The sequence below is a fragment of the Paenibacillus sp. O199 genome, assembly GCF_001636635.1.
GTDB classification, from domain to species: Bacteria; Bacillota; Bacilli; order Paenibacillales; family Paenibacillaceae; genus Paenibacillus; species Paenibacillus marchantiae.
The window spans coordinates 23,503-38,754 of sequence record NZ_LGRP01000031.1 but is presented as its reverse complement, the minus strand read 5'-3'; the positions used below and the strand labels follow the sequence as shown (position 1 = coordinate 38,754).

Genomic DNA, 15,252 nt, shown 5'->3' with positions numbered 1-15,252 from the left:
TCAAACAGAGGAATATGCAATTAACTGACAGTGCGCGGACGCTCCATCCGGCTTATTCCGGGTACTCTCAATGTGGCCCACTCCGGGCGATAATGTTCTATTTTGCCTACAATTACAGTCATATCATCATAGATCTCATGTTGCTGATAACGTATAACACTTTCAAGCAGACAGTCTGCTACCTCCTGAGGATCATCACTATCAATTTCCTGAATGAGCCGCTTCATCCATAGTTCTTTATTGACGGCATACCCCGGTGCATCATAGATACCATCTGTCATCATAATTAAAACATCCCCTGGCTGAAGCTGTACGGTTACCAGATCCACCTCAATATCTTTGATAATGCCAATCGGCAGATTGCTTGCCGAAACTTGAATAACCTCCTGCCCTCGTTTAATAAAACTTGGAGTCGAGCCGATTTTCATAAACGTGGTCTCTGCCGTATATTCATCGATCAGAGCCATATCCACTGTTGCATACATTTCTTCAGGAGAACGCAGCATCAGAACGGAATTCACCGATTTGATCGCCAGCTTCTCATCCATGCCCGACTGTAACAACTGCTCCAGTATATTTAGCGCAGCACTGCTCTCCATGCGTGCCCGTTCGCCATTGCCCATGCCATCGCTAAGCGCAACTGCAAAGGTCCCGTTACCCAGTTCAACCGTGCTGAAACTGTCCCCGGACATCACATCTCCCCCTTTGGCGGCAGCAGCAACACCGGTTGTTATCTCGAACGTTTTGGCAGAACCAAAGGTGACTGTCGCCAGCCCTTGGCGAGGATCGAGCATGGTCTCATTCAAGACGGCAATATGCTCGTCCAGTACATCCGAGATCAGCGGAGCAATTATTTTCCGGCACTCGTCAAATCCGCGTGTATAGGCATGAACAATCTCAATTTCCACATTCCCCGCTTCCAGATTAATGATTTCAATAGAATGTATGGACAGACCCAACGACTCAAGCGCATCCCGAATCTGCTCCTCCTGTTGTACCATCTCCTCACTTTCCCGTTGAATTTCTTTCGCCAGGTCCTCCATCACCTGGGATACCCCTGATAATTGCTCTGCAACCAGCTGTCGACTATCTATAATCTGACGTTTCCATTGCATGTTATGTTGATGCAGACCATACTGGGCACGCATCACTTCAAGTACGTCCTCCGGTTTCGCACATACCCTGTTCCATTCCACCGGAATCTGCTTGCCTGACATCTCCGGGTTGGCTTCAATGGAACTCATCACATCCGTCATGTATTTATAGGTTTGAATAAACTTCGCATCCCAGCATTGATCCTTCTTAAAGCAACCCGAACATGTGCCTTCGGCTACGGCATTCATGAAGTGTTCCATCCCGCCTTCGTTCTGTACCGGCTCCCCCGCGCCGGACATCTGATCGAAGCTGCGTGACAACTGACGGAATACCTGAGAGAAGCGGGTAACCCGTTCTGCGGTGACATCCCGAATTCTCTTCGCATATTCATGTTGCGATTTCGTGTGATCCTGAGTGCCAGGAACATATTTGGAGATGGCCGTCAGCATACTTTTTGGCGTTAACATAAACAGAACAATGGCTGCGCATGTCTCCCATAAGGAGTTCATGACATCTCCCGGTCCACCCAGGTATATGGATAGAATAGAGGAACCGAGCAGCATGCCCAGAGCAACCGCCGCACGTTTTCCTTCCCGGAGCATACCCGCCAGCATACCAGCAAAAGCAAGCAGACTCATCTGATATACCGCCGACATATCGGCCAAACTCAGAATGAGACCAGTAATGACCCCAACCGATGCTCCGAGGGGGGCTCCGCCCACCAGCGCGAAGATTAGAATGAGATAACGAGAGAGCATATGCTCTACAGACAGGGACTGGATCGTCCAGCCCACCGCCCCCGTCATTACGGAAGCCAGCAAGATGATCAGACAGAGGATCTCCTCGTTCTTTAGGTTGAATTTTTTTTTGCGATACGTGAAGATCGGTATGGCCTGTATGAAAACCAAGGTAAGCACAAAGCTGAGTACGGAATCCATCGTGAGCATTAGCATGGCGTACCAGCTGAAAGACGGCCCAATAACGACGGCGAATAACTTGACCATAAAAGTAGTCGTAAACACCATCGTTGGCGCATAAGATAATTCAGCGCGGTCATAAGACTCCAGTCCTCTGAACAACAGATAGAAGATAGCGAGCTCCGAAGCAACAATCAGAGGTACCGGAAACGGGGCGAAGAGGCTTCCTGCCAGCAACGCAGCCCCTACCGGAATAATGTAATCCCTGCGCATGAAGGCGATAACCGCAAAGTAAGCAATCGCAAAGGGTGATAATTCATTCAGAATCATGGCCTTACCTAGCAAAAATCCCATAAAGGTAAGAAGCAGCACCCATTTACGTGCAGCAACGATCTGGACGGCCTTGCGGGAGCTAATCCACTGTTTGAGACGTACCGACAGCTCCTCCCGAGCTTCTGTACCTCCTTTACCAGCTTTCATTCCCGGAAATTGAATGACATTCCACTTTTCCATCATCCTCAAGGCACCCCATTCGATTAATTTAATTTTCGTGTTTCGTTCTCGATGGTTCTGATTATAGATAGAATAGAAGACGTAGTTTGTCACAATTGGTGGGTAGGGTCCAAAAACTTTACGACAAAAGAAACAGACGCGGCGCGGTGGTGCGAAACCCCCGGCCTTATTGTGGTTTCATCCATTTGCCACAACCCTTGCCAACAAGGCACTTGTCTGATTTTGAACCGGACGCGCTTCGTCCTCGCCACGATTTGAGCAGGATACCTGTGGAATGCCACGGAAACCTGTCGGTAAAAAATGGTAGACGACAAATGTTCTTATGTACTTTTTTTCTTGTGCAGAAAAACTGGGGATATGGAGCTTCACTTTACAAAAACGGCTATGAATCCGGTTAATTGTCTATATCTGAACGGTTAAACTCCAAAATTAAAAACAAACGCAAAAAAACCGTCAGCCCCAAGGCTAACGGTTTTTCTTATATTTTAAATCAGGTTGAACCAGATTACACGCGTTTGGCTCCACGGCCACCACGTTTGCCTTCTGTGTTCTTCTTCAGCGAAGAGATTCGTTCTTCGCTATCTTTCAGGAAGCGTGACATTTTATCCTCAAATGAAGGTTTGCCTGCTGCGGGCTTGAAAGAACGGCCTCCGCGGTCACGGTTAAAACCACCACCACCGCCACCGCCTCCACGGCCTTGGCCACCACTTGGGCCTCCACCGCTGAATCGTTCGCGATCTCCTCCACTGCGTTCCGGTCTAGGAGCTCTTGGGGGTCTGGACTGTGTTTGTTGCTCAACCGGTTTGTCAACAGCTTGCTTAATGGAAAGCCCAATCTTGCCATCCTTGTCAACGTTGATGACCTTAACGGTAACAAGGTCATTAAGCTTCAGGTGGTCGTTGACATCTTTGACATAATTGTCGGCGATTTCCGAGATGTGAACGAGACCCGTGACACCTCCTGACAGATCCACAAATGCTCCAAAATGCGTGATGCCTGTCACCTTGCCCTCTAACTTGGTGCCCACTTCAATTGCCATAGAATAAAATGATCCTCCCTTAAAAATATACAACCCGATTTTTTGAATGCCAAAATCAATGCTGTGCTAATTTAATTATACCTTATGCTGCAAACCAAGGTCAACTGAGCACTACCCCTTAAGGTAGCCTATTTTTTCCGGTATAACGGCTTCAGACACATAGATAACAATCCTTGCTCGATAATGAGCCAAATTACATCAGTTCCCTGACTCTTCAACCTGAATTGGTGTTTCCTCAGGCAGATAGTATCCTTTTTTCCGAGCCAGCTGTCCTATGTATTCGGGATCCTTCAACCGACTGACTTCGTACTTCAATTGATCCAGCTTCTTCAACGTCTCTTCCTTTGAAGATTGCTGGGCAGCCAGATGAGAACTCTTGTCCGAAATTTGCGCAGTCTGCACAAGGAACGTATATCCTGCCCAAATGATAAACACAACCATAAAGGTCATCCATAGCATGAGACGCCTTTTGGCACCTGCAGATTTTCCTTGGCCTGCTGGAGCTTTTGATTTGTTCATAGGTGTTTTACCCATTATCGGACCTCCTTAAAACCAGCGTTTCCACATCGCTGCGATACTTGAACCCGCACGGATCAGGAAGTGTGGCGTAACCCAATGTTTCAGGATTGGCCTAAACATCCAGCGGAACAACTTGCCGAAAGGTACCAAACATTGCAGCACCAGCTTACCCAGGAATAACAGTATGGCGAGTACGAAACCAAATAATACACGCACTAGCTTGTAAAGTCCTTTAGCGGGCATAACGATCAGGATGTTAAGGATATGTCCACACCAATGAATCAGCGTTCTTGCGAGTTTAATTAACATTACCACAAAACGCTGGGTTGTAACACTTAAAAGCCAAAAATAGAAGCAAACCCCTATAATCAGCCCCAAAAAGACATAAAACCGCAGCTGTCCGTGGTTTCCGGCGTACAGCATCCGGAAGACGAACAGCGCGGAAGCGACCCAATACAACAGATCTAGCGTGTGGACGCTCCATCTCGGGAACCGTAGCTGACCGGACAGTACCCGGTAACTGTCGTAGGCCATCCCCATCACGGCTCCCGACATCAGCATCCACATCAATGTGATCCATTGAGTATCCGGACTCATCGGAACATCTTGCCGAACAGGCCTTTACCGTTTTTGGACTGAGAACCGGGGTCCAGATATTGAAGAGAACTGACAGTGCCCTCGATGGATAACAAACCGTCCTCCAGGCTCAGGTTTTTGATATGTAAATTGTGCCCCCGGATGGTCAGATGCCCAAGTTCAGTTTGCAGCAAAAATTCCTCACTGTCGAAGCTCTCCACATTGGAGACACCCGTCAGATCCAGCAGTTTCCGATTCTGCATGCTCAGATGATGCTGTTTCGTCTTACTTTGCTCAACCATGGCATGTACCCCTCCTTCTTAACCCTAGCTTATGGACCAGAAGTGCAGAATAGAACCAAGGTTGTATGAAAGCAAATGTCCGGATAACGGTTGAGCACAAAAACGCCCTTCCCTATACGGGAAAGGCGTTTCTTTTCATTTTGCAATGAATGTGTATAAAAGTATATCAGGCATCCCTGTTACCAGTTCAGACCGTTATCCTTGGCGATCGGCTCTTCCTTAACCAAGGTGTAGAGGCTGCTCGCCTCATCCTTCTTGGTACTCTCGGCAAGACGTTCCACCTTCACGGTGACCAGCTTTTGACCGAACTGAACCGTAAGCTCATCGCCCACTTTGACAGCGGCGCTTGGCTTCGCTTCACGTCCGTTCACCAGCACACGTCCCTGTTCGGAAACGTCCTTGGCTACGGTGCGGCGTTTGATCAGCCGGGAGACCTTCAGGAATTTATCAAGACGCATTATTTTACGGCTTCTTTAAGTTTGTTGCCTGCTTTAAACGCAGGAACGGTGGACTCAGGAATCACGATTTCATTCCCTGTTTGCGGGTTACGTCCGGTACGACCGGAACGTTTGCGGGTCTCAAAAGTGCCAAAGCCGATCAGTTGTACTTTGTCTCCGCTGGCAAGTGCATCTGTAATTTCTCCCAAAAAGCCGTTCAATACGGACTCAACGTCTTTTTTAGTCAAACCGCTTTTGGTGGAAATGTTGTTAATCAGATCTGTTTTGTTCATTTTTAAAAGCCTCCCAAATTGAAAAAAAAGTATCTGCGAATCCGTGACAACAGATCTGCTGCTGCTGGCTCCGCGCAAGGTTACTACACATGTATTCTGGCTTGGCATCTGAAATCCTGCCTCGGTCTTCGACTTTTTTCACTTTTTGTCGGTCCTGCCCAAGAACAGTCTAAGTCCAGTACCCGAAACGCCTCTGCATTAATCACACGGTTTCTCGTGCAACCGCACCCGAGATGCTTCGACGACACGATACGCATGATGCAACTAATGATATCGGATCAGCGCCCAAAATGCCAGAACCCTTTACAATCCAGCCTTCTTCGCTGCCTGCCAGTATTGCTCCATTTCATCGACATTGCTGTCTGATGGAGTTCTTCCCTGTTCACGCAGACGCTCCTCAATATACTGGAAACGCTGAATGAATTTCCTATTGGTGGCGGCAAGCGCCTCCTCTGGATCGGTATCAATAAATCTCGCTACATTGGCAGCTGCAAACAGTAAATCGCCCAGTTCCAGCTTCCGTTCTTCCGCAGACTGGTTATGCTGCACTGCTTCTTTTAGCTCTGCCAGCTCTTCCTCAATCTTGGCAAAGACACCTTCCACGTCATCCCAATCGAAGCCAACTTTAGCCGCTTTTTTCTGTAATTTGTACCCTTTCATCAAGGCAGGCAAGTCGCGGGGAATACCGTCTAGCACAGAAGTCTGCTGTAGATCCTGTCCCTTGCGCTTTTTCTCCTCTGCCTTCATCTGTTCCCAGTTTTGCAACGCTTCATTCGCATTCTCTGCCTGTTGTTCACCGAATACGTGCGGATGACGGAAAATTAGCTTGTCGTTCAACCCTTCGATAATGTCGTACACGTTAAATGTGCCAACCTCTTCTTCCATCTGGGAGTGCAGCAAAATCTGCAACAGGAGGTCGCCCAGCTCTTCCTTCATGTGATCAGGGTCATCTTCATCAATCGTTTCAATGACTTCATAGGTTTCCTCAATCAGGTTTTTACGAATCGACTGGTGGGTCTGCTCCTGATCCCATGGACAGCCACCTGGACTGCGAAGGATATTCACGATTTCATGCAGTCGTGCGAAGGAGCGCCGACGAAGCGCGTCATCCGTATTCTTGGGCACATATATCAATGAGAGATTACCGTACCCTTCAATCCGATCCAGATCATGCAGCGGCACCTTGTGTATGATCTCCTGTCCCTGTACACCCAAGGCATGTCCGACAAATACCGGATAATCGTCAGGGTAAACGTCCATCAGGCACAGTTTTACGTCGGAAGCGGTAAACACATCATATACTTGTCCAATCAAGGTATGAAGCTGTGGCTGCACCAGTTCCGTATTCAGACTGCTGGCATCGAGAAGCTGAAAACCTTCAATCGGATCGAATCCAAGACGAATAAACGCTTCATCCAGAAAGCTTTCCCCACCCATAACGCGCAGCGAAATGCCCATTTCTGGGCAGCGCTCCTTCAACAGGCGTACGCTCGCTTCAGCGACCATGGGATGCCCTGGCACGGCATAAACGATCTCGGTACCCGGCTCGCCCTTACGTGCGGCCTCAATCAGTCGATCTGCAATTTCGTCGTACACTTCCGGAAAAGAATCCTTCGCCTCATAGATGGCATCGAAGGATGTCATCTCCAACCCTTCCTGCTTGAGATCATTCAATACGGGATGATCCAGTGTGCGTACATACAGCGTCGCTGCATGTTTCATTTTTTTGATGATTCCTACCGTTAGCTGATCTGCATCTCCAGATCCAAGACCGACTACTGTCAAAGCTGCACTCATCTTTATAAGCCTCCATCCGAACTATCCCGTTCCGACTCCCCATCCTTGGTCAACCAATCTTGGATGGGTCATACATAGTACAGAACAGGGCTCTATAATTAAACGTATTATACCAGAATTAGACGTTATCCTATAATTGCATTTGCATATGACACGGTGTGACTCATTCAATCACTTTTGCTCCGCTTTAATGTGGGAGCCGGGTTGAATGGCTGACGTAGCGCTAAGTGTAGCAGCGCAACACGAGGGTTAGCGGAGCACACGCAGTCTGCGCAGCAGCTTCGCCAGCAGCGGCCCCAGCTTAGGCACGGCCGCCAGCTCTGCGGCGCTCAGCAGCCTCGTCCGGGCCGCGGCCAGCAAGAACACGGCCGAGCCTGCGGCTATGCCTAGCAGGCTCACGCCCATCGCGGCCAGCCTACGATCGGCCGAGATACCGATGCCGCCGAGCACTGCTTCGGCGGCCCAGGCCGTGCCTGCCGCCGCCAGGCTCATGGCTGCGATCACCAGCGCCGGCTTCGCCAGAACGGCGCCCGGGGCCGGGCGCATGGCGACAAGTCGCGCCAGCAGCGCCACATTCAGGCCAGCCGCCAGCATGTAGGCGACTGCGCCTGCCAGGGCCGCGCCGCTGATGCCCAGCGCCGGCACAAGCATGACGTTCAGCAGCGCCTTGACGCCTGCGGCGGCCAGCATGCTGAACGCGGGTGCGCGCACGGCGCCGAGGCCTTGCAGCAGCGCCGCCGCGATAATGCTGACGGTGCTGCCCGCAGCCGTCAGCGCCATGTACCGCAGAGCTTCGGTGCCTGCGGCATCGCCGTACAGCATGCGGTTAATCGGCTCTGCCAGCACCGCTAAACCTGCGGATGCCGCCAGGCCGATCAACCAGAACCAGCGCAGCGCAAGGCCTGCTTGCTGCCTCACGGCTTCTGGCCCGCCTTTCAGCCGGGCTTCGGCCATCGCCGGAATAAAGAGCACAGACAGCGACGTGGCAAGCATTGTCACCAACTGAACCAGCGGCAAGCCCCGGTTGTAAATCCCGAAGGACACCATGGATTGGAGCTCATCCAACCCTTCTCTTCTTAGCAGTCGGGGTACCGTAAAGGTATCCACCAAATTCATCAATGGCACAGCCAGTGATCCGAGACAAACCGGAATGGCATAGATCAGTAGCGTCCGCATCCACTCACCGTTGGATCGCCGCTCCTCAGACAGAAGGCTGCTCCCCCCGCTTCGGTGTTCTTTGGTTTTCTCCATTTGCCCAGCTGTCTCAGTACTTTTCATAACAGCGAGCCTTTCCCCATTTTTCCGTCGATGATGGTACACATATCCAAGCATCGTAACTAACCCGGCAAACCCTCCTGCCACTGAACCAATCATGGCTCCAGCTGCAATGGTCTCCAATGAAGCGTCCTGTCCCATGAGCCACAACAACAGAACAATCATCACCGTGACCCGAACAGTTTGCTCTACCACCTGGGATACCGCCGTAGGCACCATTTGCTGCAACCCCTGAAAATATCCGCGCAAGCCTGTCATCACCGGTACAAACAACAATGCCATTGAAGCTGCCCGAATGGATGGTACGACACTTCCGTTTCCAATCAGATCTCCAATAAGCGGTGCACCTATGTACATCAACAAGGCCAGCGCTAGTCCAATTCCACCGAGCAGCATCGAGGACAAGCGTATAACCCGTCTGCCCTCCTCCGGTCGACCAAGAGCATTCTGCTCGGCTACGAATTTGGATACAGCCACAGGCAGCCCTGCAGCAGCAAGGGTAATGGTGAGCATATAGAACGGGTACACCGTATTGTAGATGCCAAAAACACCGTCTCCCCCCAGATTCTGTAGCGGAATCTTCTGAAAAGCACCAATGATTTTGGATATAATGGCGGCAAGCCCAAGCACAAATGCACCCTGAAGCAATCTTGAGCCTGTAGACAACTGTTTCATATGTCCCTCCTGCGTATGTCCGTGCATTCATTCCTTCAAAGTATACCTAGCTATTATACCTGTCCCAAGGCGCACAGACTAACCCTTCAAGACACCATGCACTTCAGGACATCATCCACACTATCTACAGCTTCCCTAAAATGCAAAAACTCCTGGTTGCCCTCTGGGCACCAGGAGTTGATCTGCTATTTATTGCTCCATCTGTTTGCCAAGGAACCCGGCAGCTGTCTCGGACATTTTAATTTCCATCTGAGACATCTTCACCGATTCATCCTTGTTGAAAAGGATAACCGTTCCGATGGGGTCACCACCTGAAATGATCGGGGCAATAACAAAAGACGATAACGTCTCGTCATGATCTTTGCTAAGCTCATAAGAACCATTGTTGGTCTCCAAAATCGTCTTCCGGTTTTCCATACAACTCTCCAGCAAAGGACCTACCTGCTTGTCCAGATACTCTTTCTTGGAGCCACCTGCCACGGTAATAATCGTATCACGATCAGAGATCATCGTTACATGGCCTGTACTTTCATACAGCGATTCTGCATATTCTTTGGCAAAATCACCAAGTTCGCCAATCGGCGAGTATTTTTTAAGAATAACCTCTCCATCGCGGTCCACAAAAATCTCAAGTGGATCGCCTTCACGGATACGTAACGTACGGCGGATTTCTTTCGGAATGACCACTCGACCGAGGTCATCTATACGGCGGACAATACCAGTAGCTTTCATTTCACATGTTGCCCCACTTTCTCGAGAAGATTTTTCAACTACTGTTCCTTAATGGGTAGAGGAAAGTCCCAGAACGTTTAGTGTGATATCTTGACCATAGTATTCATCTGTTCCCATTTCCTTATACATACTTTGGAGAATATAGTTGTGTAAACTTCCACAGAAGGAGACCATGTACCCACTTTGCTTCATAGATACAAGGAAAAGCAAGAGGGAGGCCTTAAGTCCCCCCCTTGCTTTTCTGTATGGTTGTCCATATTAGAAGCGTTCAGTGTATCACCCAGACAAACGTATGTGCTGAATGTATGCACTCGCTATCTTACTTACCGCTTGTATCTGTACCTTCACCTGTTGTTGTATCTTTGTCGGTTCCAGTTGTTCCTTGATCCGTTTTGGTATCCGTACCCGCATCGGTTTTTTCACCCTCAGTACCCTTTTCCGTTCCTGTACCGGTTGTGCCTTCAGTTGTGCCTTCTTCAGCTTTGTCTGTTTTCGGCAGTTTTACTTCTTTTACGATTTTGTCCAGTTCACTGGTCATGAATGTGTCGATCTCAGCAGCGGCCAATTGACTTTTCAGTGTTTCTTTTTGTTCAGCAGTCAATTTCGTGTAGTCCGCTTCTGTACGTTTTTCTACTTTCATGATGTGATAACCATATTCAGTCTCTACTGGATCACTGATTTTGTTCAATGGCAGTGTTTTAGCAGCTTCTTTGAACGCATCTACCCAGCTGGCTACAGGTGTATCTTCATACAAGCCGCCTTTTTCTGCAGAACCTGTGTCTTCGGAGTATTTCTTCGCGATTTCAGCAAAGTCTGCTCCGCCGTCCAATTTCGCTTTCACTTCTTTCGCAAGTTTCAGAGCATCTTCCTTTTTACGCTCTTTTTGCGTTTTTGGATCAGTGAAATTGATCAGTACATGACGAACAGACGCCGTTGTGAACTGATCTTTATTTTTCTCAAATTCAGCTTTAATCGCATCTTCAGTAACGCCCGTTTCTTTATCCTTAATTACCGTCATGATGCGAGTCATGTAATCCTTAATGTTCTGGTCTGTCAGATTCTGAGCTTTCAGCATCTCAGTCCATTGGTCAGCTTGAACAGAAGCTTTCATTTTGTCGAATTGCTCTGTCGCTGTTTTGGCACCCTCGGTTTTGGCTGCATCACTTGCTTTTCCACTCAAATATTCATAAGCAACTTCCTGTTTTACCAGGTACTCCTTGAAATCATCCATATCCATCATTTGTGCATATTCCGGATAGAGGAATTTCATGACCCGTTGCTCCATGTCGAATTCATTGGCTGTAATTGTACCGCCATCATACGTAGCGACTACAGCACTTGTATCCTTCGGTTCTGTTTTCGCTTCTTCCTTCTTGCCACAAGCAGCAAGCAGTGATAAGGACAGTACTGCTACCATACTCACAGACAGTACTTTCCCTACTTTTTTATACTTTGCTAACATCCTTTAGTTCCCCCTTTGATTTAAAAGCACTTTTCATGGACTCCAGAAATTTCTCTACCAGCTCCATCAGTTGCTTGTCCCCAAGCCCTTTGCCCTTGACATGAATAAGCATATGGGGTCCTTGTTCAAATTGTACACGTCTTTCGAACTGATTTCCAATGTGTGCGATTTTTGAGAGCTCAAATGCATGTTCTCGGCCTTCGTAGAACTTCACTGTAAGATCATCTCCGCGTTGGGAGATTGATTCAATACCGTAGATCTTGCCATAGACTTTCATTCTGGCCACCGCCAGCAGATTGATCACGGCTTCCGGCAGATCTCCGAATCGGTCAACCAATTCGTCTTCCAGTTCCATTGCATCGTCGAAGGAGGCAATAACCGCCACTTTTTTATAAATTTCAATCTTCTGAATACTGTCATAAATATAATCAGACGGCAAGTACGCATCGATACTGAGATCCAGTGTTGTGTTCCACTGATCGGATGGCACCGGCTCTTCGCCGAGCATCGTAACTTTGCGTTTGTTAATTTCCTCTGCCAGCATCTGAGAATATAGATCGAATCCGACAGACGCAATAAAGCCGTGCTGTTCAGCTCCGAGCAGATTACCCGCGCCGCGGATCGACAAATCACGCATCGCAATCTTGAATCCCGAACCCAGTTCGGTGAATTCCTTAATCGATTGCAGACGTTTCTCAGCAACTTCGGTCAGGACTTTGTCCCGTTGGTACGTGAAATAGGCATACGCGATCCGGTTGGAACGTCCCACCCGTCCACGAAGCTGGTACAGCTGGGAGAGCCCCATTTTGTCCGCGTCATGCACGATCAGAGTATTTACGTTAGGAATATCTACCCCGGTCTCGATGATGCTAGTGCTGACGAGTACGTCGTACTCACCATCCAGGAAGTCCAGAATGGTCTTCTCCAGCTCCGTTTCCGACATCTGGCCATGTCCCACACCAACCTTAGCCTCAGGCACCAATTCGGAAATTTCCGCAGCCATCTCCTGAATTCCCTGCACACGGTTATACAAGTAGTAGACCTGACCGCCACGAGCCAATTCACGTTCAATCGCTTCACGAACAAGTGCCTGACTGTGTTCAACGACATACGTCTGTACCGGAAAACGGTTTTCTGGCGGAGTCTCAATAACCGACAGATCCCTAACGCCCAGCATGGACATGTGAAGGGTACGCGGAATCGGCGTTGCTGTCAGTGTCAGCACGTCCACGTTTGTCTTCAGCTTTTTCAGTTTTTCCTTGTGCGTTACACCGAAGCGCTGCTCTTCATCTACAATTAACAGCCCAAGATCCTTGAAGACTAGATCCTGTGACAATAACCGGTGGGTACCGATGACGATATCGACGGTGCCTGCCTTAATACCTTTGGCCGTCTCGTTCTGTTCTTTACGTGAACGGAATCGGCTAAGTACATGAATGTTGAATGGATAACCCGAGAAACGCTCACGGAACGTTTCATAATGCTGCTGCGCCAAAATGGTTGTAGGGACTAATACAGCAACCTGTTTCCCCTCAATGGCAGCTTTAAATGCAGCACGGATAGCGACCTCGGTTTTGCCGTAACCGACATCCCCACACAATAAACGGTCCATCGGACGATTTTGTTCCATATCCTTCTTAATTTCTTCGATGGCACGCACCTGATCACGTGTCTCATCATAAGGGAACATATCCTCGAACTCCTGCTGTTCCGCAGAGTCTTTGTCGAAGCCAAAACCTTTTGACGTCTGACGTTCCGCATAAAGCTTGATTAGATCATCAGCAATATCCTGTACAGATGTGCGGACTTTATTTTTAACCCGTGTCCACTCATTGCCGCCCAGCTTATATATTTTCGGCTCTTTCTCTTCCGAACCGACATATTTCTGAATTAGATCAATCTGCTCAATCGGTACAGACAGTTTGTCTCCACCTGCATAGAGAATATGCATGTAGTCCTTGTGAATACCGCCAACCTCAAGTGTGCCGATCCCGAGATACTTACCAATCCCGTGATTCTGGTGAACGACATAATCGCCCACTTTCAGCTCACTATAGGATTTAATTCGTTCAGCATTGTCCACATTGCGAATCGGTTTGCGTACTTTGCGCTGCTTCTGTGAGAACATCTCGCCTTCGGTGACGACAGCCAGATGAATAGAGGGCATTTCAAAACCCGTTTGCAAGTTGCCAATAAGCATCTCCGGCTCAGGGATATCATAGTCCATGAGTACCCGACGCATGCGATCTAGTCTTTCCTCACCGTTAGCCAGCATGAGCACCTGAACTCCGGCTTTCTGCCAGCGCTCCATCTCTGCTTTGAGTACGTTCATCTGACCATGGAAGTCCTGCATTCCACGGCTGATAAAGTTGAGGATATTCTGCGGCTGGGTATGAGGAACCTGACGCAAAAAGATGGACATAAACAGCGTCTGGAATGGACGTTCATATATCAGATCATCCCCATCGGCCGACAGATGCAGGTCTGGAAGGGTCTTCCCGTTTTGCATCAAATGCAGATTCCACTCCGACTCATCTCGGTCAAGCTGTTTCGACGTCTCCGCGAGCCTTGCTGGCTCGTCGAGTACAAGCAACGTATCTTCTGGCATGTAGTCGTAGATCGTCTTGTTTTCCGGATAGAGCGGTGAAATATATTTGTACATTTCGGAGAAATACACATGCTCCCGCAGAAGTTCGATCTCGCGATGAATTTCTTCTCGCAGACGCAGCTTCGCCTGCCGGTCCGTCATTTTCTCCAACTGTTGGTCAAGCAAAATAACGGCCGCATCCGCAGCCTTCTCCATACGTTCACGATCTGCAATTAACTCTTTGCACGGCAGAACCGTTACTTCGTCAATTCGTTCAATGGAACGCTGATCTGCAGGATCAAATGTACGAATGGAATCGATCTCATCGTCGAATAATTCCACACGATACGCAATGGACGATGTGACTGGATAGAAATCAATAATTCCTCCACGCACGCTCATCTCACCGCGTGATTCTACACGCTCTACACGTTCATATCCGAGCTTCACCATCTCCAGCAGGAATGCATCGAGCTCCAGCGTATTGCCTTGTTTAATTGTAATCTGAGCATTAGCCATCACTTCTGGAAGTGGAACATAGCGCCGTACCCCGGAAAACGGGATAACAACAACGCCCCTAAATCCCTGGGCGCAACGGACCAACACGTCAATACGCTGACCCAATGTTTCCGGACTGGAAACAGCAGCTTCAGCGGCAACAAGTTCGTTGGCAGGATAGAGCAACACCTGATCAGGTGAAAGCGCTTCCTGTAAATCTTCTGCGATTTTTTGAGCGGAAAACATATTGTGTGTCACAACGAGCAGGGGTCTGTTCATTTCCTGATGTAGAGCAGCCAGCATAATCTGACGCGCCGAACCGGATAAGCCCGAAACCAATTGCTCTTTCATGCCGGATGTAATCCCGGCCGTAATGGACCCGAAGTCCGGATCTTTGGAAAAAGCCTGTATAAGTGCTTGTAACAAAAGGGGCACCTCTCTTATAACTTACTTGAGTATCTCACGCACGCACGCGCGCAGGTTCACCACATTAAAAATTGGATACAAATTCCTTTTTGTCCTGTTTCATCATAAA

General features: G+C 48.8%; 12 protein-coding genes. All 12 read right to left on the bottom strand.

The window, feature by feature from the left end; translation table 11 throughout:
• Nucleotides 1-20: 20 nt before the first annotated feature.
• Nucleotides 21-2,528: a stage II sporulation protein E gene (gene spoIIE, locus A6049_RS26995; protein WP_170867968.1), complete on the bottom strand. Its 2,508-nt coding sequence runs from the start codon at nucleotides 2,526-2,528 to the stop codon at nucleotides 21-23.
• A gap of 502 nt (nucleotides 2,529-3,030) precedes the next feature.
• Nucleotides 3,031-3,564, bottom strand: a complete 534-nt coding sequence (locus A6049_RS26990) for a S1 domain-containing RNA-binding protein (protein ID WP_063567555.1) — start codon at nucleotides 3,562-3,564, stop codon at nucleotides 3,031-3,033.
• A 198-nt stretch (nucleotides 3,565-3,762) separates the two neighbouring features.
• A complete protein-coding gene (locus tag A6049_RS26985; protein ID WP_063567554.1) occupies nucleotides 3,763-4,098 on the bottom strand; it encodes an FtsB family cell division protein in 336 nt (111 codons plus the stop codon).
• Between the two features lie 12 nt (nucleotides 4,099-4,110).
• Nucleotides 4,111-4,680, bottom strand: a complete 570-nt coding sequence (gene yabQ, locus A6049_RS26980; RefSeq protein WP_063567553.1) for a spore cortex biosynthesis protein YabQ — start codon at nucleotides 4,678-4,680, stop codon at nucleotides 4,111-4,113.
• On the bottom strand, nucleotides 4,677-4,961 hold the full coding sequence (gene yabP, locus A6049_RS26975; RefSeq protein ID WP_053778920.1) for a sporulation protein YabP: 285 nt from the start codon (nucleotides 4,959-4,961) through the stop codon (nucleotides 4,677-4,679). Before yabP ends, yabQ begins: the two co-directional genes overlap by 4 nt.
• Nucleotides 4,962-5,140: 179 nt before the next feature.
• Nucleotides 5,141-5,419, bottom strand: coding sequence for an RNA-binding S4 domain-containing protein (locus A6049_RS26970; RefSeq protein ID WP_024633720.1), 279 nt, complete (start codon nucleotides 5,417-5,419; stop codon nucleotides 5,141-5,143).
• Complete coding sequence (locus tag A6049_RS26965) at nucleotides 5,419-5,691, bottom strand: HU family DNA-binding protein (protein ID WP_017691362.1); 273 nt, start codon at nucleotides 5,689-5,691, stop codon at nucleotides 5,419-5,421. The genes A6049_RS26970 and A6049_RS26965 overlap by 1 nt, the downstream gene beginning before the upstream one ends.
• Before the next feature lie 303 nt (nucleotides 5,692-5,994).
• Nucleotides 5,995-7,488, bottom strand: a complete 1,494-nt coding sequence (yabN, locus tag A6049_RS26960) for a bifunctional methyltransferase/pyrophosphohydrolase YabN (RefSeq protein ID WP_063567552.1) — start codon at nucleotides 7,486-7,488, stop codon at nucleotides 5,995-5,997.
• A 249-nt stretch (nucleotides 7,489-7,737) separates the two neighbouring features.
• The gene (locus A6049_RS26955; RefSeq protein ID WP_063567551.1) at nucleotides 7,738-9,438 is read right to left on the bottom strand and encodes a putative polysaccharide biosynthesis protein; all 1,701 of its coding nucleotides are present in this window, start codon (nucleotides 9,436-9,438) and stop codon (nucleotides 7,738-7,740) included.
• Between the two features lie 189 nt (nucleotides 9,439-9,627).
• On the bottom strand, nucleotides 9,628-10,170 hold the full coding sequence (spoVT, locus tag A6049_RS26950) for a stage V sporulation protein T (protein ID WP_024633717.1): 543 nt from the start codon (nucleotides 10,168-10,170) through the stop codon (nucleotides 9,628-9,630).
• A gap of 319 nt (nucleotides 10,171-10,489) precedes the next feature.
• Nucleotides 10,490-11,632, bottom strand: coding sequence for a peptidylprolyl isomerase (locus A6049_RS26945; RefSeq protein WP_063567550.1), 1,143 nt, complete (start codon nucleotides 11,630-11,632; stop codon nucleotides 10,490-10,492).
• The gene (mfd, locus tag A6049_RS26940; protein WP_063567549.1) at nucleotides 11,616-15,143 is read right to left on the bottom strand and encodes a transcription-repair coupling factor; all 3,528 of its coding nucleotides are present in this window, start codon (nucleotides 15,141-15,143) and stop codon (nucleotides 11,616-11,618) included. The genes A6049_RS26945 and mfd overlap by 17 nt, the downstream gene beginning before the upstream one ends.
• Nucleotides 15,144-15,252: the final 109 nt, after the last annotated feature.